Genomic DNA, 22544 nt, shown 5'->3' on the forward strand with positions numbered 1-22544 from the left:
TTCGGTCAAATTGCTTTAGAAAATGCCTTGGCCACACCACTCTTACGGTAGGCGTCGAACACCGAAGCGATATGCCTGATAATAAAGCTGCCTGTTTCACTCGCTGTGAACGACTCGTTCGTCAGGGTTCCGTGGCCGTCGGCTGCGAATTCCTGGAACTTCTGCATCTCGTCGGCGAAATGCACTTCGAATTGAATACCGAATTGATTTTCAATCGCCCGAAAATTGACGTGAAAGTTTGCCATCAGCATCGTGATGACTTCGTGCCGCAGCCTGTCTTCGTCTGACATCACATAACCCTTCTCAAACCAGTTTTTGCCGGTTTCGATTGCGCTACGGTAGCCGCTGAGTTTCAGGTGGTTTTGCATATAAACACCTGAAACGAAACCGATCGCGCTTGTGCCAAATGCAAGCATGTCGAGCGTCTTCTGCGTCGTGTAGCCCATAAAGTTGCGGTGCAGCGTTTTTTCATGGAACGCGCGGGTCAACGTGTCGTCTGCCAAACCAAAGTGATCCATACCGATCTGCTCATACCCGAGTGACGCAAAGTGTTCACGTGCGGCAAGGTAGATGAGTAATTTTTCAGCGGGCTGGGTCAACGCCGCAGCATCCATACGTTTTTGGTGGTGCTTCAGCCAGGGCACGTGCGCATAGCTGAAGAGCGCGATACGATCGGGCCGAATGTCGCCGACGAAGTCGAGGTTCGCACGATAACTTGCGAGCGTCTGGTGCGGCAGACCGTAAATAAGGTCAATATTCACCGACGAAAAGCCGAGCCGACGGCTGGCAGCGACGACGCCTTTGATGCGGCCTATATCCTGCGGGCGGTTGACGGCTTCGAGCACCTTCGGCGTGACGTCTTGCACACCATAGCTCACGCGGTGCATACCGAGCGAACGCAGGTGAGCGAGGTAGTCGTCTGAAACATACATCGGGTCGAGTTCTACCGAAATCTCTGCATCGTCGGTGAAGATGAACCGTTCGCGCAACCTGGCGAAAATTTTATCCCAGTCGCCAGGGCGCAGAAAATTGGGAGTTCCCCCGCCGAAGTGTAGCTGGCTGACTTTCGGCCTGAACTCCAAAATGTCTGTTTTGGCATCGATCTCGGCAAGCAGCAACGGTATATATTCGTCGAGTACCTCGATTTTGCGCGAGAGCAGCACATTGCAGCCGCAGTAGAGGCATAGATTTTCGCAAAACGGCAAATGAATGTAGACGCTGACCGGGCGCCCGGGCTCGCAGCGTCGGTAGCTGTTCAAAAGTTCAGAATCGGCGAGCGGCACAAATTCGAGCGCCGTCGGGTAAGAGGTGTACCGGGGCACGGGAGAATCGTAACGGGCAATGAGCGCCTGCACCGTGGCATTGTCGAGCATGGGGTCGTTTGCGTGCACCGGCGTAAACGTCAAGCCGCGGGCCTTCACGGGTCACCAATTTGTAATGGAAGTACTGCCTCGCAAATACCGGATAATTTAGTCTGATATTAGTTTGCACGGTGAGCCCCTGCACAAACGTCTACGCATGGATACGCAGAACGCCCGCATTCAACTCGAAAGTCTGCGTACGCAGCTTCTATCGCGACTTGACCGCATCGAGGGCCATATTCGCAGCGACGGTGAGGCTCTGAATCAAGACAGCGAAGAAGCGGCGGTTGAACGCGAGAACGACCAGGTGCTCGACGGCCTGAGCCTGCACGACCGCGAAGAGCTTAGCCAGATAGACCACGCGCTCGGGCGCATAGCGAACGGTCAATATCAGGTTTGCAGTAAGTGCGGCGGAGCGATTACCGCTGACCGCCTCAGCGCCCTACCCTACACGACAGTCTGTACCGGCTGCGCCTGATCAGGGCTGCTCGGTTTCAGCGTTATCTTCGGCGGCATCGGGGCGGGTCAGCGCCGGCAGCATCATCTTGCGGGTGATCTCTGCACGCCGGTCGGGCTGAAACAGCGTTAACAGATACGGTACGATTGACGGGTTACCCTCGAGTTCGGCGTCTTTATCCATCTGGCGCATGACGTCGATGATGTCAAAGTCGCGCCAGCTCTGCATCATCTCTTGCGCCTTCTGCGGCGGCATGTTACGCACTTTTTCGGCAAGGTCTTTCACTTTCTTCTGGCGGTCTTCCCATTCTTTCTGCGCGGCGATAAATTTTTCTTTTTCGGCCCTGAGCGCACGGCGCGTTTCTTCGATCTCGCGCTTTTGGTCTTCGCCGCCGGTTTCTTTTGACTTGAGCTCGGCTTCGCGGCGCGCGAGCGCCTCTTCGCGCTCGATCAGCTTCTGCTCCCATTTCTGAAATTCAACTTTCTCAACTTCGGTAGGGTAGTCTTTGTCTTCAATGCGCAGCGGATTTTTTGGTGCCAGAAATGGCAGAATATCAGAGGCACGTATCATGCCCGTGGCATCGAGGGCGTAAAAGATACCGCCTGAAAAGACCACAATTAGAAGCAGCAGAAAAAGTATAAAACGCTTCTGGTTCATGTTTCACCCCCTGAAACATAAGGCCCCCACATGTTATGGCCTACCGGTGACTGGCATTGCGCGTTTTTTGCGGATACACCGCTGTCACGCGACTCACCGCGCACGCAGGCCGACTCTACCCCTGTCAGCCCCTGCACCAGGTGACGGCTGCGGCTCAGGCATGTGCCCATGTCGTCGATATTGCGCACCAGGCAGCTGATGTTTTTTTTCAGCTCACGCAGGTTTTGCCAGACTTCATGCGCAGAATAGCGCAGGCGCTTGAAGGCTTTCTTTGCAACAACGGGGTAGTTCATGGGGTCTTTCTCCTCAACTGGTTGGCTTCATCGAAAAACTGCATCTCTTCTTTTTCAACAGCGGCTTTAAAATCAGCGAAACGGCGCTCGCGCATTATTTCGATTACACGCCGCTCTTTGCGCGCCGAATTGTAGGCGTCTCGCTTTGCCGCGAGTTCGGGTTCAAGCTCTGCAATCTGGCGGGTCGCTGTGTCTTTGCGCAGTCTCAGCGCTCCCAGGTATTCGTACATATTGCGCAGGTCGGTTATGGGCACTGGTTTACTGACGAACTCAGTACGTTGCGCCTGCAGCATCGAATTATACTCGCTGTCGAACGCCTGCTGCCGTTCACGGTAGACGTTGACTTTTCCCATGACCTGCGCGAGTTCACCCAGTTTCTGCTGCTCTTTCACTTTCTTTACTTTCAGATAACCTTCGAGATGAAACTTGAACTTTTTCATGACTTAGTCTATGCCCCGCGCCTTGCCGGTACATTGCCACGGGCCCGTACCTGACCCAGAATCTCGCGCAGCTGCCGCCGCGTCTCTTCAAACGGAATCTGCTCTTCAGGTGTCTGGCGCAAGAACCGCCGCATCGGCTCGCGCAGCAAAATTGCGTTGTCGATCACCGGGTCGGCACCGCGAGCGTAGGCCCCGAGATTGATCGTCTCTTCGTTTTCTTTATACGCAGTGTAGATTTCACGAAAATCCTGCGCGTTCTTGAGGTGCTCTTTGTCGACGACGTTCACCATCGTGCGGCTGATCGAATCGGCGATATCGATTGCGGGGTACTGGTTCTGGGTGTTGAGACGGCGCGACAGCGTGATATGCCCATCGAGCACACCACGCGCCGTGTCGGCGATGGGCTCATTCATATCGTCGCCTTCGACGAGCACGCTGTAGATGCCTGTAATCGAACCTTTATCGCTTGTGCCCGCGCGCTCCATAAGGCCGGGAATCAGCGAAAATACAGAAGGCGGATATCCCCTCGTCGTGGGTGGTTCACCGCGTGAGAGACCTATCTCCCTCTGTGCATGCGCGAGCCGCGTGATCGAATCCATCATCAGCAGAACGTTCTTGCCCTGGTCGCGAAAATATTCGGCAATCGTCGTCGCGAGATACCCCGCGCGCACCCGGTTCATCGGCGACTCAGAAGCAATCGAAGCGATGACGACAGATTTTTTGCGTCCGCTTTCGCCGAGTTGTTCCTGAATGAATTCTGCAACCTCGCGACCCCGCTCGCCAATGAGCGCAATCACGTTCACGTCGGCTGTCGAATATTTGGCGATCATGCCGAGCAGCGTCGACTTACCGACACCCGAACCCGCAAAGATACCGACGCGCTGGCCCTGCCCCAGCGTCAAAAACGCATCGATCGCCTTGACGCCGGTATACATGGGAGTGCGAATCAACGGCCGCGACAGCGGTTGCGGTGGATCGCCGTACAGGCCACGCGTTTCGCCTTCGACCAGCATACCGCGGTTGTCGATCGGCCGGCCCATGCCATCGATCACGCGACCCAAGACTGCCGACGTCAGCGAAACCGAAGGCATATTGCCGGTCGAAACCACGCGGTTGCCCGCAGAGACGCCCACGATTTTCTCGAGCGGCGCCAGCACGACGGTGCTCTCACGAAAACCAACAACTTCTGCTAGAATATAATTTTCTTCTGCGCGCTTACCCGTAGGCGAGAAACGCTCAATGGTGGAGTTCACTTCGATATGGCAGAGTTCACCCAGGCGAACCTCTGGCCCTTTTGAAAAAACGACATTGCCCTGTATTTCAAGCACCGACCCCAGCGACCGAATCGTGTCGGTTTTCCGTATTATGTCTCTATATTTGTCGAGCAGTCTGATCTCTTTACTGACGTTTCTCGCTATCATCGTGCTTATCCTTGCAAAAAGCCTGCGGCTTTTCGTACAAATGCGCACGACGTGCGCCCGAAAGAATGAATAAAGTATCTTAAGGGGATACTCCGTATCCCCTTAACAACCCCGGTAGATGAATTACATCGGTTTTGCATCTCTGATTGCCTGTTCGATCTCTTTCAGCTGCGTCGATATACGCGCGTCGATTGCACCGACGTCGGTTTCGATGATCACGCCGCCGCGGTCGACGCGTGAATCTTCGTAGATATTGACCTTGCGCAGAGATTCCATCATTTTAACAATTTCGTCTTTGTGCGCCGTCGTCAGTTCAAGGTCAGCGAAGTTAACACGAATGTCGATACGGTCGCGCTCTTTGATGCGCGCGAGACCTTCGCGAATATTATTCAACACAACCTCTTTACGCTCGATGATTTCGTCTTTAATGACCTTGCGCGCAATCATCAGAATCATTTCAACCATCAGCTTCTCTGATTCTTTGATGATCTGCTCGCGCACGTCGATGGCGTTACCAAGAATCGTACCGAGACGGTCGATGAGGCGACGGACTTCGCCCATACCTTCTTTATAACCCTGCTCGCGACCGGCGTTGTAGCCCTTCTGGTACGCCTCGTGGTTGATATCCTGAACTCTGAGCTCGGCCTCTTTGACCATGCGCTCGACTTCAAGCTTCGCACGCTCGATAATCTGGCTTGACTGCAGGCGCGCAGACTCTTCTTCTTTACGCGCTTTTTCTTTGGCATCTTGTATCAGGCGAAAGGCTTCGGCTTTGCCTTCTTCGGTAATGCGCTGCGAGTCCTTTTCAGCCTCTTTCTGGCGAATCTTGATTTCTTGTTCGGTCTCTTCGCGGTATCTCTGCAATTCGGCTTCGATCTCTTCGATTGAAGGGCCGGTGTATTGCTCAACGATATTACCTTCGGCATCGAGCTCGAACTCCGCTAGCTCATCAAGCTGTTGAAACTTCTTGTAACGGTCTGGCAGTTCCAGTACGATAGCAGAGTTCTGCTTCGAGATTTCGTTGTTGTTGAATACCAGACGTGACATAATATGTTACAGGGGGATTAATCCCTCTACTCGTTTACTTATCGGAATCTCAGGGATTGTACTGAATACTATGCCGGTTGGGAACTGCGCACGCTGAGAAGAGGGAAACGCCGTTGTTTGCTGCGCAAACACCACGCGAACCTCGCGTTTGCCTTGGCAAACGCTGCGGGTTTCCCTCCTCTCTTTTGCCCTTGCAGGGCAAAATCGCGTACTTCGTTCCATTAGGTAACCAACTCGTCTTCGCCGGCGCGCGCGACCACGATTTCGCCGTCTTCTTCGAGCTTACGAATGATATTCACAATCTTCTGCTGCGCCTCTTCAACGTCTTTGAGGCGAATCGGGCCCATGAATTCCATATCTTCGCGGAGCAGCGCCGCAGCACGTTTTGACATGTTGCGGAAAATCTTCTCTTGCACCTCGGTATCGACCGCCTTGAGGGCCTTTGCGAGATCCTGGTTGTCGAGCTCGCGCAGAACTTTCTGAATCGCCTTGTCGTCGAGAAGCACGATATCTTCGAACACGAACATCTTCTTCTTGATCTCTTCTGCGAGTTCTGGGTCTTCTTCTTCGAGCGCCTCGATGATCGACTTTTCTGTCGAACGGTCGACGTTGTTCAAAACCTCGACCACCACGTCGACACCACCGGCCATCGTATAGTCTTCGTTCGACAAGGTAGAAAGTTTGCGTTCGAGAACGCGCTCGACTTCGCGCAGAACCTCGGGTGACGTGCGGTCCATCTTGGCGATGCGGCGCGTCACGTCTGCCTGAATCTGGTGCGGCAACGAGCTCATGATCAGCGCTGACTTGGGCGCGTCGAGGTAAGAGAGAATAAGCGCAATTGTCTGCGGGTGTTCATTCTGAATAAAGTTCAGAAGCTGTGCCGGGTCTTGGCGGCGCACAAAGTCAAACGGACGAACCTGCAGTGAAGAGGTCAGTCGATTGACAATGTCGATCGCCTTTTGCGTACCGAGCGCTTTTTCAAGAATTGCCCTGGCCTGGTCGATACCGCCACGCGAGATGAATTCCTGAGCCATCATCAGCTCTTGAAATTCTTGTAATACCTTCTCTTTGTCTTCAGGGCGAATCTTGTCGAGACGTGCAATCTCGTAGGTAAGCGTATCCACCTCGGCCTCAGAGAGCCGCTTCATGATATCTGAAGCGACGTCTGGCCCGACGGTGAGCAAGAAGATAGCGGCCTTCTGTTTGCCGCTGTACTCTGTTTTGGCCGCTGTACTCATATATTAATCCTCTGAAAGCCAGGTTCTCAGCAGCTGCACCACGTCGTCTGGCCGTTCTTTCGCAAGGTTAATCGCATTCTCTATCATTGCGCGTCGAGCCTGTTCTTCGATCGAGAGTTCAACCTCTACGCCCTCTTCTTCAATAGCGCGTAAAGCAGCATCTCGCATCATCGCCTGGCGGGCAGCAAGCTCTTCTTCGCGCAGACGGCGGCGGCGCTCGATTTCGCGCTTGATAAAGATGTATGCCACGTAGGCAATCGCCAGTGCAATGAGCGTAATCAAGATGCCGATTAGAAGTTTGCGGCGGGCGATCTGCGCGCGCAGCTCTTCATCTTCAGCTTCAAACTGCTTGCTGCGGTCGATCTGCAGATGCTTGACAGAGATCATGTCGCCGCGCGCAATATCAAAACCAATCGATTTTTTCAGAACGTCGGTGACTTTGAGCAACTCTTCGTCGGTTACGCCCAGGTACTTGCGCTCATAGCCCGACTGGTCGGCCTTGATGCCGAGACGCTCCCACTTGCCGTCGAGCAGCACCGCGAGGTTCACGCGCTCGAGTTCCCACGGTTGCTTTTTGATCTTGCGGTGCGTCTCGTTGAACTTGTTGTTCTTGATGTCTTCTTTTTTGGTGTACTTCGCCTTCTGGTAGTCACGGTCTTTGTATCCCGGGGGAATATTCGGCTCTGTGCCTGCAGGGCCTTCTGGGGTGAAGCCATTGCCCTCAAAGACTTCTTCCGTAGATTTCGAAGAAACCTCGAGCGAATCTTTGACAACGCGCTCAGAATACGGTGTACGCGGGTCGTCAGGTGTCATAACGACCGGCTCTACTTCATTTTTTTCGAGTTCTTCTTTGTCCCAGCGCAGCTTGGTTTCGAGGCGCACCACATCAAAGCGGTCGCCGTAGACACCCTCGCCGTAAAATTTCGTCAGAGATTTGCGAATATCGACCAGAAGCTTTGTGCGCTGGCTTTCCTGAATGCGCAATTTCGCCTCGACATTCTTCAGCTCGCTCTTCTCACGATCAGAATCATTTTCAGGCTCATTCAGGCTCTCGCCGTCGGGGCCTGCAATCGTGATATGCTCTTTCTTGAGACCAGGCACGGAGCGCGAAACGAGGTTTTCTATACCCCTGATTTCTTTCACTGTAAGCTTTTCTACCCCCGGTTTGTAATCGAGTAAAACGGCGGCCGTGACCGGCTCTGACTTCTCTTGAAAAAGCTCTTCGGCGGGAAACGCCAGATTCACCTGGGCTTTTTCTACACCCTTAACATTCTGCAGCGTCTGCGCAATGGCGCCAGAGAGCGCGCGCTGCTTCTTGATGTCTTTTTCGAACTGCGTCTCAGACCACTTGTCGATATCGAAGAGCTCCCACCCATGCACACCCTGCGGAATCAGGTTCTCTTGCGCCAACGCCACCATTGCCGCATTCTTTTTGTCGGGTGAGATATAGATCGTGTCAGTGCCTGAACTGGTGTAATGAAAACCCATTTCACCGAGCTTGGCCGTCACCGATGCAAAGTCTTTCGTTTCCATGCCCTTAAAGAGCACGACGCTCGACTTTTCCGATGAGACATTGCCGATGATCGCGAGCGCCACAATCACGACCGCGACCGCCGACCCCAGAATGATCTTCTTGGTGGTGTCGAGCTTGCCGCTCAGCGCCTTGACTCTATCGAGCAGATTTTTTACAAACGGTGGCATATATTCTCCTTACTGGCCGTCACCCTTCGACGGGCTCGGCTTGACGATAATCGTCATGCTGCGAAGCGCTTGCGCGTCTCCGCCCCGGAGCTTGTCGAAGCATGCTGCGACCCTTTCTTCTGTCTTATGTCTCTTCTTTGAATTGAATTTCATTTCAGTTACTCTTCGCGCCATTTTTACCTTAGGTTAGAGAGTTCGCGGTACGTGCGCACTGCCAGGTCGGCGATGTTTTTGACCAATGTCAGCGACATGCGCGCTTTTTCTGCCTGAATCATCAGCGTGTGTGCCTCGACCCCTTTTGGGTCAGACACAACTTTTTGGCCGAGCGTTTCGGCGCTCACCTGCTGCTCGTTGACTTTTTCGAGCGCCATCACGAGCGCATCGCTGAAGTTCTTCGCGGGGTCTTCGCCCAAGACCTTCACAGCGCGGCCATTGTTGTGGCGCGCGTCAGAAGTTTTGAGCGAAACGAAATCACCCGTGACGTTATTCTGATGAAAGAAGTTTTCGGTAATTGGTAACATGGTTTATCCTTTTTATGCTCTGCCTATCTGCAACGCGCTCTGAAACATTGACTTCGCGCCCTGAATCACCTGCGAGTTCGCCTCGTAGCTGCGGCTCGCCGCGATCATGTCGACCATTTCAGACACGATATCGACATTCGGGTATTCGACGTAACCTTTCTTGGGGCCGACCTTGACTGCGTCGGGGTGAGAAGGATCAAAAACGAGCCTGACGGGCGACGTTTCGTCGCGCTCGATCTTGAGTACACGCACGCCCTCGCCATCACCCGCGCGCAACCCAAAAGGATACACGGGAGATTTCCAGCGGGTGCGCGTATTGACCGGCTGCATCACGACGCGGCGCTTGCGGTAAGGGCCGTCGCCCTCGTTGGTGCGCGTCGTTGAGGCGTTCGCGATGTTGTTCGAGATGACATCCATCTTCAGGCGCTGCGCCGTAAGACCTGTGGAGGCGATATTGACTGCTTCAAACATCTTATGCCACCCTGTTCACGATATTGATCGTTCTGAAATTATGGTTCATCAGCGTCGTAAGCGCCTGGTAGGTCATCATGTTCTTCGTCTGCTCGGCGACTTCGTGCTCGGGGTCGACGTTATTGCCGTCGTTTCGCATGGTTGAGTTGTAGTCGATATGCTGCCGAACCTGCACATCGCGTATATCGCGGGTGCGAAAGAAGGGAATGTGGCGCTCATCAGTCATGCGCGCAGGAATCGAATTTTCTTCGACGTGCTTTTCGATTTCGAGCGTGCGGCGCAGCTCGGCCTCAAAACCGACTTCGCTGCGCTTAAAGTGCGGCGTGTCGGCATTGGCAATATTGTCGGCAAAGACCTTATGTCTCATCTGCGCGACGTCCATGCCCTTTTCGAGCAGGTATTGTGTGCGACCCCAGAGTCCGTTTTCGGTTATCATGGCATTACCTCCGGGAAACCAGTGCAACCCGGCTTACGGAGGGCGGCAACACCGCACTCCGTAAGCCGGGTATATCGCATAAAGCTCCCCATTAGTCTATCGGTCATTGCGGCAGATCTCCCGAGGGATTTTCTGTATCTTCAGCGGTCGTCGAGGTCTTCTGACCAATAAAACTGGCTGGCGTGAACACAGACACATGCGAGCCAACCCGCTCGAGCATCGCCGGGTCAAGACTCACCAGCACGCCACCGCTGAGGCGGGCAGTGACCGCGTAGATTGCGTCAGAAACGCGCAAGTCGCCTTGGTCGGCCAGCTCGCACGCAGCGCGCGTGAACTGGCTGTCGGCATCGAGCCAACGCACGTTGTCGGCGATCGCCCATTGGCGCGCGAGCGTGCTGTAGACCGACTTTACGTTGAGCATCGCACGCAGCGTCACGATCAATTCAAGCAAAAAGAGGCGCGGCAGATAGACCTCGTAGCCCTCTGACAGCACCTGGCGCAGAAAAACACGCGCTTCGTTCACGCCGCCCTCGCCCTTCTCGAGCGCTGCCAGATAGACGCTGGCATCAATCGTGAGCTTGCGCGCGCCGATCATCAGAACGCTCCAGCCCCCGAATCGGGCGAAGTATTTCTATTTGCCATGAGGCGGCCAAGGGGGCTTGCGGGGGCCTCGCCGACCTGACCGCTCAGTTCATCTAAAGAAGCCATGAATTCGTCGATTCTTACCGCCCCGGCACGGCCGAGCTCACTGTCGGCCCGATTAAGTTCGCGCGAAAGGCTCGTGACGACCATGTCGCGCAGCTTCACGCCACGTAGCGCCGCCTCGGCTTTCGCCTTACGATAGATATCCACCGGGAGGTCAATGGTGGTTCGCATATAAGCATAAATATGTTTGTGTGTTTATATGTAAAGCAATAAATGTGAATTTTTCGCATTTGTTGAAAATGTTCGTTGAGGTGGATTGAGGGGCGTTATGCGCCCGGGCGCTATTCGGGCCAGCTACGAATTTCCATAGCTATGACCGCCATCTTGAGAGAGCTATGGAATTTCGCAGCTATGGTTTGTACGAAAAGGGGGCCAGAAGCGCGCAGCGTACAGCCGGCGCCTGCTATGAAGATACTAATGATGACGAAGAATTCAATCTTGCCAAGCTGCTGCGCAGCCCCAACCGTTATTCGCCGGGGGTGAAAAAAGTCGTGGCGATTGCGTCGCCGACGCCGTTGCAGTGCAGCTGCAGGTGATCCATGTACTCGTGCAGACCATAGGCGAGAATTTCGGGAAACTCTTTATAATCGAGTTCAGACAGCAGCACCCCCGTCCGCTTCTCGGCGATATTGTTGTACGAATAGGCCTGCGTACCGGTCAGCTCATGCAGCGAGTGGTTGATCCAAATGAGGCAATACCGCACCGCCCGGGGAAACTCGCGGTCGAGCACGAGAAATTCGGCGATCTTTTTGGGGTCGATAGAACCGTGCTGGCGGCGGTAAACCTGCAGCCCACTTGTCGACTTTAAGAGCGCAGCCCACTGCAACTGGTCGAGCGAAGTGCCGACATCGGTCACTTTCGGCAGCAGTATAAAATACTTCATGTCGAGAATGCGGCAGGTTTTTTCGGCGCGCTCGAGAAACCGGCCCATGCGCCCGAAATGCCAGGCTTCGGCGTGCGCGATCGTATCTTCCATTGCGCCGGTGAAGAGCATCATGTTGCGGCTGATCTCTTTGTAGAAGCGGATTAACTCTGTCGGCGAATGGTTTTTGCGCAGATCGCCGGCATGAGCCTGAAAGTTCTGAACCCAAAGATAGAGAGTGTTTACTACCTCCCACATTTCGGTCGAAATATTCTCACGCACAATGCGGGCATTTTCCCTGGCAAGATTCAGGCATGACAATATCGAATTGGGGTTGCGCTTATCGGTCGACAAGAACCGCATGACGTTTTCAGCCGTTGCTTCGCCATAAAGTTCTTTGTACTGCTCGCTGTCGCCGGTTGTGTCAATGAGGGGCTGCCACTGCCCCGCATAACTCGGCGGCATTTCGAGATTGATGTTAAGATTGACGTCGATGAAGCGCGCATAGTTATCGGCCCGCTCAAGGTAGCGGTTGAGCCAGAAAATATTCTCCGCTACGCGGCTTAACATACCGCCTCCAAGAATATGAAAGTACTTGAAACGCTACGCGTCTCAAATGCTTTCATTACCTTACCACCCATGTATCTTTGCTTCCCCCGCCCTGCGATGAATTGACGACCAGCGAACCTTTCTTAAGCGCTACGCGCGTAAGCCCGCCCGGCAGAATCGAAATTGTCTCTCCATAAAGAATATATGGCCGCAAGTCGACGTGGCGGCCTTCGAGCTTATCGCCGACCAGCGTCGGGGTACGCGACAGCGAAATCGTCGGTTGCGCGATATAGTTGCGCGGGTTCGCTTCAATGCGCTTCTTGAAATCTTCTTGCTCAGCTTTGGTCGAATGGGGCCCGACAAGCATACCATAGCCGCCGGCTTCGTTGGCGGCTTTGACGACCAGCTTCTCAATGTTGGCGAGCACATACTTGCGGTCGTCGTCGCGCCAGCAGAGGTACGTCTCGACATTCTTGAGCCACATTTCTTCGCCGAGATAATATTTCACCATATCGGGTACATATGCATAGACGACCTTATCGTCGGCAACACCCGTGCCCGGCGCATTGACGAGCGCAAGGTTACCCGCGCGGTACGCCGCGAACATTCCCGCCGCCCCGAGCACAGAGTCAGGGTTAAAGACCGTCGGGTCGAGAAACGTGTCGTCGACGCGGCGGTACATGACATCGATCTGCTGCAGACCTTTGGTCGTGCGCATCATCAGCCGGTTATTTTGTACCGTCAGATCGCGGCCTTCGACGAGTTCGATGCCCATCTGCCGGGCTAAAAATGAATGTTCAAAATAGGCGGAATTATAGATGCCAGGCGTCAAGAGCGCCATGCGGGGGTTATCCTTACCTGAAACAAATTGCATCAGCTGGCGCAAATGGTATGGGTAATCGGCGACCGGTCGAATCTGGCCTGTCGCAAACAGTTCGGGCATTATACCCTTCATGAGTTCGCGGTTCTCTAGCACATAGCTGACCCCCGAAGGGCAGCGCAGGTTGTCTTCGAGCACGAGCAGGCTGCCATGCCGGTCGCGAATAATGTCGGTGCCGGTGATATGGCACCAGATTTTTTTGGGCGGCGAAAACCCCATACACTCTTTGAGAAAACCCTTGCTCGAAAAAATCACGTCGGCCGGTATTATACCGTCTTTGATAATCTTCTGGTCGTGGTAGATATCTTCGAGAAAAAGATTGAGCGCTGTTATGCGCTGCGTCAAACCCGCTTCGAGTTGCGCCCATTCTTCGCCGGCGAGAATGCGGGGTATCACATCAAATGGCATAATGCGCTCTTCGGCGCCGTCTTCGCCATAGACGCTGAACGTGATGCCGAGACTACGCAGCGCTGTCTCAGCAGTCTGCCGACATTCTTGCAGTTCGGCCATCGTCATTTGGCTCAGTTTTTGAGACAGCGCCTGCGCGTGCGTGCGCGGTTTGCCGCCTACAACAAACATCTCGTCGTGAAAAGCATCGACCTGGTAAGATTTCAGATCCATTGAACGTCACCAGCATAACTCATGCCAAGACACGGACAAGATAATTTTGTAAACGATCGATTTTGCCTCCGGCAAAATCGATCGTTTACCAGTCGAGTGGGCCGGCGCCGCTCGCGGCAGTCGTTCCGTTCGTGTAGAGGCCGCAATCGAGGTTCGGATCTGCTGGGTTTGCGCCCGCGGGTGGGTTACCGCCAGCGGTACGCCCGTCAGCAGGCCCATTGATGTGAGTGCCGTTGCAGGTGAATAGGCCAACGTTTGTGAAAGTGATCGCATTTGTGCCGCTGCTCGTGGCGTTCGCCGTCAGCGTGATCGAGGTAGCATTGACAATAGTCGCGATCTTACCGCCCGCAGGCATTCCGGTGCCTGTGACGCCCATACCCACAACGAGATCAGCAGTCGTTGCAAGCCCTGTAACGTTGACACTGCCATTCGTCCGCGTGCCATTACGCGCAACCTGCGAGACAGTCTGCACGCCATAAGTATAGTTCGCATAACCGACCCCGGTTGTGTCGTCGATGGTCAGGGTGCCACCGGGTGGAAACGCATTATTCACGCCGGCAATTGTCATGCGAAATGGCCGCCAGCCGCGCAGTGCAGACGAGCCGGTGCTGAGTATCGTTCTGACGAGCCCCCCCGAACCGCCGTAGAAGTTACCGGCGTAGATATCGATCCTCGCCTTCGAAACATTCCAGTCGAGTGCAGTGGCGTCGTTATTAAATACCGAGAATTTATACGTGCCGTTCACATAACCATCGTAGAAGTTGATAATCTCAGGCCCGTACTCGAAGCTGTCGTCGACAGCGAGACTTGTCGAGCCCGTCGGCGCAGCTGTTCCTGTTTCTGCACAATAACGCTGTTGAAACGATACGTGAAATTTACTGTTTGCTCCGTTCGCGTTCTGAATCGCAGCTTCATTGTAAGGCTGGCAATCGAACGCATTCGACGCAGGCCCGACAACATGCATATCGAGATCTTTCGTCTGGTTGCCCCAGGTTAAAATCACTTTGATTTGCTTCGAACCATTCGCAAACGTGCCCACCATCGGCAGGTAACCGAGGTTAGTCGTCGTCACGTCTTGAATCGCGATGCCCGTTTCAGAAATGGTGTAATAACTGGGGATTGCGATTTGTAATGAATAGACACCTGCGTTAAGGCCTGCACCGGCGTGATCAAACGTCGGGCTGTTGTAGGGTGCTGCGCCCCAACTCGTTACGCAACCAGCGGGAAAGGCAAACTGCTTGCCGTCGGGGTCGAGGTTCGGCGTGCTCGCGAGCGTTGCGTTCTGAAAGTCTTTGAGCGTGAATGTCGCATTCGAGAGTAGCAGCTGAGAACCATTCGAGCCGTCGACGACCGCACCGATCATGCAGCCCTTACCCGTGGTGCTGACGGCATAGATATTGCCGGCGTTGGTCGTCGCGCCGGCATTTGCTTCGATGTAGGTTTTTGTGCCTTCGCGCACCGGCCCGGTGGTTGAGACCTTCACGCAATAGCCATTGGTCGCAAGCCGAATCGGAATCGCATACGTACCGGCGAGGTTGAATGTGAAGGTACCGTCACCGGCCGATGTTGCATTCGCTCCAATTTGGGTCGCAAGCGTGCCGCAGATAGGCCCGTCGGCGTGCCCGGTCGCTGAATAGAATAATTGAACCGTCGCACCGCTGATGGGGTTATTGTTGGTATCGCGCACCGTACCGGTGATCGCACCCACAATTCGCTTACCCGACGAAGATGCGCTGAAACCACTTTCAACCCCGACTGAGTCTTTAACCTTCAGCTGGGCATAGTACGTTGATCCGTTCAGCTGTTTGATGCAACCAAGACCCGGGCAGGCGGTGTTCAGTGTGTACGACGATGTCGCGTTGCAAGTGCCGACGGTGTTGCACACCACTACCCCGTTCTGCATGCCTGGCAAAGGTTCGGTACACGCCGCATCTTTGCAGACGCGTATGCGAATCTCTTGCGTGCCGGTCGGTATGCCCGCACCCGTCACCCATGTAAAATTGAACGTGTTTGAGAATAGATTGTCGAGAACTGCGTCACCGTCGTTGGGTGCGGGCGGCGCAAATACCGTGTAGGTCACGCTCTGCGTGGCAGCTTCATAGTTACCCGCGGCGTCGCGGCCTATAAAGCAGATGCGCACGGTACCCACGGCGAGCCCCGTTGCCTGCAATGGCGTCTCTGGCGACCTTTCAGGGTAAGTTGAATTATCGCCGACCATCGTTGCAGAAGTCGGGCATGCACCGGTAACAATCGTGCCCTTATAGCCCACCAGATTCTCTGCGCCCAGTTTGCCGATCTGTACATTCACATCGGTATTGACTGTGCTCTGCCCTGCCAGATTCAATGCAGGCGAGATCCACGTCACAACCTGAGATGTGGGTGGCGTCGTGTCATAACGAAAAGTGTGCCGCGTCACCGCGCTTGCCGAAGTGCCTTGGTAAAGCGCGCCGTTATTCGAACCGATGACGCAGATGCTGTAGTCATTGCCGTCGACCCACGCAGTGGTGTCGGCTGCGATATATTCGCTCGCCGAAATTTTTTGGCCGTTCACATCATAGTCACCGGCGGCTGTCGGGCAGCTGTTGCCCGAGACAATCGTGTACTTATAGAACGTCACGTTATTGACGCGTATGTTGTGGCAATTGTAGCGGGTAGGATTTCTAGGTAACCCGTTGTCGGGCGCTGCGGTGACACCTGCCGCACCTGTACAATTGCCCTGGCTCGCGAGCGTCGCGGTCGGCGCCGTAGTATCGACCACAAAGTCATACCCGGTTGCAGAAGCAGTGGCCTGGTAGTTGCCCGCAGCATCTTTGCCGACAATCTCGATTCGATACGTGCCGTTAATCAGGCCCGCGGCTGAAATCAGATCACCACCCACACCCGGATTTTTGTCTGTTGACCAGGTGCCAGAAAACCCGGTACCGATGACGCGGTATTGGTATTTGCTGAGGCCAGCACTATCGACTGCCACAGCAAAGCTGGTGGCTGAAGTTGTCGCAACCGGCAAGGTATTCGTCACAAAGGCCGCAGTGGGTGCGGTGGTATCGAGCAGAAAACGTGTTTCTTGATACGTCTTGGTGGCAAAAAAGTCATCGATGCTGCCCGTACCAGGCCCCGCCGGATTCGTACATGCGCCCGCGGTCGCATCGGTCGCGATGGCAGTATTGCATTGCCAGTTGCCGACATTGTCGGCTGCGACAACCTGAAAGTTATAGCATTGGCTGGTAGATAAAACCTCGTTGATGGGCAGGTTGGTAGAACGTGACGCACTCCAGGCACCATAAGTATAGCCTGTGCCTGCGCAGTCACCGGGAACTGAACCAGCTTTGGTGCCAATACGATAGCGGTACGACGCCGGTATCTGCGCCGACACCGGGCTGGCAGAAGAATAGCACGGTGCAGCATAACCATTCGGAAAACCGGCCTCGACGCAGTTGCGGTAGGCGACGCTGATATTCGTCACCGTGCTGCTCGTGAGCGCAGCCGGCACGTTTGCAAGGCCGACATCTGAAACAGAAGTGTTGTCGACCGAGAAGAATATCTGGGTGGTGTCGCTCGCAGGTTGCCACGCGCCTGCGTCATCTTGAATCAACAAGTCGAGACGGTAGTCAGCGCTCGGTAACCCCGCGGCAATGGTGAACGTCGTCGCGATCGGCGTAACCGCACTCAGAGCCGAATGATCGGTACTGGTTGTGACATTATAGAGCCGCCAACGGTAGTTCTGCCCGCGCGCATAGTCGCCGCGCACGGTAACCGTTACGGGAGCGGCAAGTGTCGTGCCCGAAGACGGACACGTAAATGTGCCTGCGTCGTCGAGACAGGTCGCGCGTAACCAGCGTGCACCCATGAACTGTTTACTGCGGTTTTCATCGCCTGGCAGCAGATCGTCAAGATAAAGGTTCTTTATGCCTGAAACTCGCAGCGTATAATACTGCCGCTGCATGCGCTCGTTGTCGGGAGCATTCGGGTCGAGAAACAGGTAAACCTGATTCGTCTCAGGGCCTTTGGTCACCGACACCGGGTTAAGGCCTGCAATCGAATAGTTACCAAGGGTCAGGGCGCCTTTCTCGTAATCGAGCGGCTTATTGAAACCCACGAGTATTTTCGTGTTGGCAACCGGCACCACTTCGAGCAGCTTGAACTGCGCATTTTCGGTCGAGAGCAGCGTCGAGAGAAACTTGCCCACGCAGGCCTGCGTTGAAAGCATGATGGCCAGAGAAAGCACCGCGGGTTTAATGAATCGTATCGCTTTCATTTCAGAACCCACTCAGATTGCACTTCGAACTGTCATAGCCGCCACCACCGTCGTTCCAATTGACATACCGGTTTACAGGGGTGAACGATCGGCCGGCCGATCCAGAACCAGAGACAGTCATGGCAAATGCCTGCCAAAGTTCGCACTGTTGCCAATCGGTCACACCACCGAGGCCACAACCTGCAACGAGCCCTGCCGGGGCGAGCGCAGTCGGTGCCACCGAAGGTTCAGTTGCAGTCATTTCAAACGCCAGTCCATCGGCATCATATACCTTGAGTTGCACATTCGTGACGTCCCATTGCTGGTTTGCCTTGGTATCAGTAACCGCGGGAATCCACTGGCTATAGTTCACCACGGTAAACCAATAGGTTCCGTTTGTGTATCCCCCAATCAGGTTAATCGCTTCAGGTCCGAAGCCTGTCGTCGCATCTTGCACTAAGGCACTTGTCGTGTCGGGGTTCAGCGGAAAGAACTGCTGGCCCTGGTATGCAGGGTCGGGCTGAATGAAGCTTCGCGTTTTAGCACTGTACTGTTGCTGCCAGTTACCCGCATTTCTGATCCAGTTGACGTGAAATTTGGTATTGTCACAATTGTCAGAGGGGTTCGTATGCGTCTGGCCAGACGGCAACGTGCCGACCATGTGCATGTCAAGGTCGCGCGGATTTTCATTGCCCCACGCCAGTACAATCTTCAGATCTTGCCCGACGAGTGTGCGCACGAGTGGTAGGCGCCCGGCTGACACTGGTGCAACGGTAATCGCATAGCCTCCAGTGTTCACATTGCCCGTAAGTGCAGGCCCGGCGGAAAAGGCTGCGGAAATTGGTGCCGCTGTCGGGTCAAAAAAAGCTGTGCTCGTGCTGTTGTTGCCGAGAACAACAAAACGGCGCCCCGCATTTAAACCGCTATCGATCGCGAAGTTGTGGCTGCCATCACCAGCGTTGGCCGGCAAGCCGGGGCCGGCTGCAAAAAGTCCTGATGAAGCGTTGTATAATGATGAGGTATTTGTTCCCCCACCGTGAACAATGACGGTATTGCCTGCTTCTGAGCCTGCTGTTAAAGTAAAAGCGTTTGCGCCAGCCCCGGCATTCGCTGAAAGCCCGGGCCCCGCCGCCATCGTGTCAGTAGCGAGATCATACAATGCAGTGTTCATGGTGCCGTTGCCCAGTACAATAAGTATTTTATCCGAATTCGCACCCGAGGTGATCAAAGTTGAGAACGCCCCCGCGCCAGCTGTTGCAGGTAACGTATAAACGGGTGTCGAGAAGCCATGGGTTGCGGGGTCATAGAGATAAACAGAAGTGGTGGCCCCGCCACGAATAATCAGGTATTTACCCGATTGAATTCCCGAAGTAATCGCCACTCCGTGCGCACCGGCACCGAGCGCTGCAGGCAGCGTGATGCCACTCGCAGTCATGGTATTTGCTGCCGGGTCATATAGATCGCTCGTTGTCGCAGAGCCATGAAAAATAATGTATTTGCCGTTATGCACGCCTGCTGTCACAGTGAGAGACATTGAACCAGTGTTCGCGGCTGCGTTGAGGTTTGGCCCAGCAAACGTGCCATTATCAATAGGGTTATAAACACGCGTTGTGTTACTATTACCATCAATGAGCATGTACTTACTTGCGTAGAGTCCCGTCGCAATGCGAAAGCCATGTGAAGCTGTGTTGGGGCTACCGGTAATCGGCGGCCCGTTCCGTACCGCATTCGTGATTGGGTCGTAAATATTTGAGCCCGTTGTGTTACCCGCCCTGATGATGAGTGTGCGCGCTTCGGGCAGGCCCGGCACCACGACATTCTCTTGGCGCAGCAGGTTATAGACCTGCTGGTTTGCCGCCCAGCTGTTGCCGGTGACTTCGATAGAATAGTTGCCTGGCGTGACATTCGTGAACAGCACATCGCCGCAGATACCGCCCGACGAGAACTGCTGCTTGGGTATGTTCGAAGGTGGGTCGCCGATTGGTGCAACCGTCGTGCAGCCAGAATTATAGGTGCTGCGCACGGCAGTGCCGACGGTGAGGCCGAGAGCGTCGACAAGTTTAACCTCGGCGTATCCGAGCATCCAGCCGTCGTCTGCATCGACGACCTTAGCAACAACATCTTGCGCAGCAGTCGCCGATTGCGGCACCAGCGTCATGGTACCGACATTCGTAACGGTATTCGCGCTCGCGCCTTCGGCCTGTACCGATACAGAACGCTTGGCGGCGGCGCGGTATGTCGCATCACCGCGCGCAGCAATCACCCGATAGAGATTCTTGCCCGTGCGCACGTTGGTGAAGGTAAAGACTCCTGAGGCGTTGGTCGTCTGGTCGGCGTAAGTTGCGGCAAGCGAGCAGACGTTTGCATCGCCTGCATCGAGCACGCACGGCGAAGCCTGGTACAAGCGCACCGCAACTCCACTGAGCGCAGTGCCCGATGTTGACCGCAGGGTGCCAGTGATACGGCCTCGCACATAGTGCTCTGCTGAAACAGCCGAGAAATCAGAACGAAAGTTGCCGTAAGGGTCACCGGCCTGCACGCGCGCATAGATTGACCCTGAAGTATAGGGGTCTACAGCGATGGTGAACTGCTTGGTGCCGAGCGCTGCCGGGCAATCGGGCAAGACGATATTCTTGCAACTCGGCACATTGGTGTCGCTGATAATTTGTGTGAAGCCGGTATCTTTCGCGACCTGAATGCGGTAGGTCTGCGTGTCGCTCGTCGCCGAACCATTGTCGATGAAGAAATTGATGACGGGCGTGCCGAACGAAGCGACGCTTGACGAAGCCGCCGTGAAAGAAGGGTTATTCGCCGGCGGTTCGGCGTCAACCGTCCATTCGGCGGTCGAAGTTGCTGATGAAACAGGTTGCCAGTTGCCGGCAGCATCTTTGCCGATGACGCAGACTTTGTAAACCGTCACCCCGGTTGTCGCAACCGCGGGCGCACCGAGAGTAATCGCGGTATCGGCGGTGACCTCAGCGTTATACGTTGCCGAGGCGCAGCTCGCGCCCGCGCCGGTGACGAGCGCGTAACGGTAGCTGATTGCTGCGCCTGTCGAAGATATCTGCAGTTCGTAGCCCGAAGTTTTGGTCGTCGTAGTCGGCTGCGCGACGGGGTCTATCCAATTGATGATCGTCGTCGGCGGTGTCGTGTCGATTGTCCAGGTGTATTTGGTGATAATCGGCGCTGTTGCGGTGCCTGTCCAGCCGCCCTGCCAGTAGAGCCCGCTCACGCTCTTGCCGATCGCGCACACGGTTTTTTGCGGCACAGTGTCAGAGAGCCCCGTCGCGGTGATCGGGGTTGTGAGCGGCTGCTCGGGCAGTGCGTCCCATCCGGTGCCGGTGTTACAATCGGTACCGTCGACGATTTTGCCTTTGTAGGCCGCGGCGCCGCTCGAGCCGAGCACGTTCACGGTCACCGAAGTCATTACTGGTGTAATTGCGGTCAGGTCAGATAGCTGAAAGACCGCTTCGACCGCGCCCGTGTCGATGGTGTACGAATACGTGCCGCCTGCAACCGGTGCAGATTGTACATTGCCAGAAGCATCGATGCCGATAACGCGCACGCGCACCGAACCAGGTACCAGGTTCGCGGTATAGACCGCATTCGGTATCGCGAGGCCAGCACTTGCGAGATCGGGCGAACCGCGCCAGGTGTTCGTGACGCAGTCGTTGATGGTTCCGTTGTCGAGGCAATATCTGAAATAGGATACATCCGCCCCAACTGCACGCACACTGAGGCTCAGCGACGCCGTCACCGATGCAGGCAGCGTCAATGGATCAAGCTGCGCGGTCGGCGCGACAGTGTCTTGCACCCACGACTTGGTGTAGACGTCAGCGGCAGTTTCGCTCTGCCAGTAGCCGTTCGTATGGCGGCCAATGATGTAGATCGTATGGAATCCCTCTGAGAGGCCGGTCACAGTCAGCGGGGTCGCAAGGGGGATATCACCCGACCATGCGCCCGCATCGATTTTGTAGCGGTACGCTGTGGCATTCGCGCCGGTCAATATACCGTAGAGGCTCGTGTGGTTGTAGAACGGCGCATTGGTGCAGTTAGAACCCGAGCCGCTTGTCAACTGGCAAAGATTGATTACGCCCAGCGTCGCGGGCAGCGTGTTTGCGGTGTCGGTCGGGTTGCGCCAATCGATGCTGGTGATCGCTGGCGACGGCAGGCCGGTAAAAGAAATCTGCAGCACGCCGTTCAAAACGCCCCCGTCGGTAGCGACGAGGTTGAGCATCGTGAGGTTATATGAAATCGCCTGCTGAATTGTCGTCGTAATCACCAGTGTACGCGCATCGCCCGACTTTTTCGCGATGCCCGTAATTTGCAGGCCATTACTCAAAATGAAGTTGGCGCTATTGAGCCCCGTCGCGTCGGTACACTCTTTGGTCAATGTCACTTCGAACTGTGTGCTGGTGAGTGTCGCATGCGAAACGTACGCAGGCGGTGACCCTGCGGCTGGCGCAGCGGGGTCGAGCGGGCTCACTACGCCCGAATTATTCGACTCTTTCGTCTGGTCTTCATTGCCCGAGACCTTACCGCACGAGGCGGTGGTCAGCAGCGCGAGAAGCGCAATCAGTGTAACGGTTGTCTTTTTCATGTTTTGCCTTCCGTTCTCTTACGTTCTCTTAGACGAATTGCCTCTCTTAT

18 protein-coding genes are annotated in these 22544 nt (G+C 55.0%); 1 reads left to right on the plus strand and 17 read right to left on the minus strand.

The annotated features are described in order from the left end of the window. Nucleotides 1-5 precede the first annotated feature (5 nt). Entirely contained in the window at nucleotides 6-1421 is a 1416-nt protein-coding gene (gene hemN / locus TURPA_RS20220) for an oxygen-independent coproporphyrinogen III oxidase (protein ID WP_014805131.1), read from the minus strand. Between the two features lie 97 nt (nucleotides 1422-1518). Between hemN and TURPA_RS20225 the strand changes: the two genes are divergently transcribed. After that, on the plus strand, nucleotides 1519-1839 hold the full coding sequence (locus tag TURPA_RS20225) for a TraR/DksA family transcriptional regulator (RefSeq protein ID WP_014805132.1): 321 nt from the start codon (nucleotides 1519-1521) through the stop codon (nucleotides 1837-1839). Here TURPA_RS20225 and TURPA_RS24090 read toward each other — a convergent pair whose 3' ends face one another. The 16 genes from TURPA_RS24090 to TURPA_RS20305 all read right to left on the minus strand — a co-directional run bounded on the left by TURPA_RS24090 (nucleotide 1840) and on the right by TURPA_RS20305 (nucleotide 22494). Continuing rightward, nucleotides 1840-2475, minus strand: coding sequence for a periplasmic-type flagellar collar protein FlbB (locus tag TURPA_RS24090; protein WP_014805133.1), 636 nt, complete (start codon nucleotides 2473-2475; stop codon nucleotides 1840-1842). Then, nucleotides 2472-2768 carry a hypothetical protein gene (locus tag TURPA_RS20235; protein ID WP_014805134.1) on the minus strand — a complete coding sequence of 99 codons (297 nt, stop codon included), beginning with the start codon at nucleotides 2766-2768 and terminating at the stop codon, nucleotides 2472-2474. Before TURPA_RS20235 ends, TURPA_RS24090 begins: the two co-directional genes overlap by 4 nt. Next, nucleotides 2765-3208 (minus strand): flagellar export protein FliJ, encoded by a 444-nt coding sequence (gene fliJ / locus TURPA_RS20240; RefSeq protein WP_014805135.1) that lies wholly within the window; start codon nucleotides 3206-3208, stop codon nucleotides 2765-2767. The genes TURPA_RS20235 and fliJ overlap by 4 nt, the downstream gene beginning before the upstream one ends. An 8-nt stretch (nucleotides 3209-3216) precedes the next feature. Further along, the gene (locus tag TURPA_RS20245; protein WP_014805136.1) at nucleotides 3217-4629 is read right to left on the minus strand and encodes a FliI/YscN family ATPase; all 1413 of its coding nucleotides are present in this window, start codon (nucleotides 4627-4629) and stop codon (nucleotides 3217-3219) included. Nucleotides 4630-4752: 123 nt separating this feature from the next. Further along, nucleotides 4753-5676 (minus strand): flagellar assembly protein FliH, encoded by a 924-nt coding sequence (gene fliH, locus TURPA_RS20250; RefSeq protein WP_014805137.1) that lies wholly within the window; start codon nucleotides 5674-5676, stop codon nucleotides 4753-4755. A 221-nt stretch (nucleotides 5677-5897) separates the two neighbouring features. Next, a complete protein-coding gene (gene fliG, locus TURPA_RS20255; protein WP_014805138.1) occupies nucleotides 5898-6914 on the minus strand; it encodes a flagellar motor switch protein FliG in 1017 nt (338 codons plus the stop codon). Nucleotides 6915-6917: 3 nt separating this feature from the next. After that, on the minus strand, nucleotides 6918-8615 hold the full coding sequence (gene fliF / locus TURPA_RS20260) for a flagellar basal-body MS-ring/collar protein FliF (protein ID WP_014805139.1): 1698 nt from the start codon (nucleotides 8613-8615) through the stop codon (nucleotides 6918-6920). A 176-nt stretch (nucleotides 8616-8791) separates the two neighbouring features. Continuing rightward, nucleotides 8792-9136, minus strand: coding sequence for a flagellar hook-basal body complex protein FliE (fliE, locus tag TURPA_RS20265; protein ID WP_014805141.1), 345 nt, complete (start codon nucleotides 9134-9136; stop codon nucleotides 8792-8794). A gap of 12 nt (nucleotides 9137-9148) precedes the next feature. Further along, nucleotides 9149-9607, minus strand: coding sequence for a flagellar basal body rod protein FlgC (gene flgC, locus TURPA_RS20270; RefSeq protein ID WP_014805142.1), 459 nt, complete (start codon nucleotides 9605-9607; stop codon nucleotides 9149-9151). A 1-nt stretch (nucleotide 9608) separates the two neighbouring features. After that, nucleotides 9609-10043, minus strand: coding sequence for a flagellar basal body rod protein FlgB (flgB, locus tag TURPA_RS20275; RefSeq protein ID WP_014805143.1), 435 nt, complete (start codon nucleotides 10041-10043; stop codon nucleotides 9609-9611). A 103-nt stretch (nucleotides 10044-10146) separates the two neighbouring features. Beyond that, on the minus strand, nucleotides 10147-10638 hold the full coding sequence (locus TURPA_RS20280) for a type II toxin-antitoxin system VapC family toxin (protein ID WP_014805144.1): 492 nt from the start codon (nucleotides 10636-10638) through the stop codon (nucleotides 10147-10149). Next, on the minus strand, nucleotides 10638-10919 hold the full coding sequence (locus TURPA_RS20285; protein WP_014805145.1) for a hypothetical protein: 282 nt from the start codon (nucleotides 10917-10919) through the stop codon (nucleotides 10638-10640). Before TURPA_RS20285 ends, TURPA_RS20280 begins: the two co-directional genes overlap by 1 nt. Nucleotides 10920-11214: 295 nt before the next feature. Next, nucleotides 11215-12180: an alpha-E domain-containing protein gene (locus TURPA_RS20290; protein ID WP_014805146.1), complete on the minus strand. Its 966-nt coding sequence runs from the start codon at nucleotides 12178-12180 to the stop codon at nucleotides 11215-11217. Nucleotides 12181-12235: 55 nt separating this feature from the next. Next, nucleotides 12236-13660, minus strand: a complete 1425-nt coding sequence (locus TURPA_RS20295; protein ID WP_014805147.1) for a circularly permuted type 2 ATP-grasp protein — start codon at nucleotides 13658-13660, stop codon at nucleotides 12236-12238. 85 nt (nucleotides 13661-13745) lie between these two features. Continuing rightward, nucleotides 13746-17915 (minus strand): carboxypeptidase-like regulatory domain-containing protein, encoded by a 4170-nt coding sequence (locus tag TURPA_RS20300; RefSeq protein ID WP_014805148.1) that lies wholly within the window; start codon nucleotides 17913-17915, stop codon nucleotides 13746-13748. 1 nt (nucleotide 17916) lies between these two features. Then, nucleotides 17917-22494 carry a carboxypeptidase-like regulatory domain-containing protein gene (locus TURPA_RS20305; RefSeq protein ID WP_014805149.1) on the minus strand — a complete coding sequence of 1526 codons (4578 nt, stop codon included), beginning with the start codon at nucleotides 22492-22494 and terminating at the stop codon, nucleotides 17917-17919. Nucleotides 22495-22544 lie beyond the last annotated feature (50 nt).

The sequence above is a fragment of the Turneriella parva DSM 21527 genome (genome assembly GCF_000266885.1).
Taxonomy (GTDB): Bacteria; Spirochaetota; Leptospiria; order Turneriellales; family Turneriellaceae; genus Turneriella; species Turneriella parva.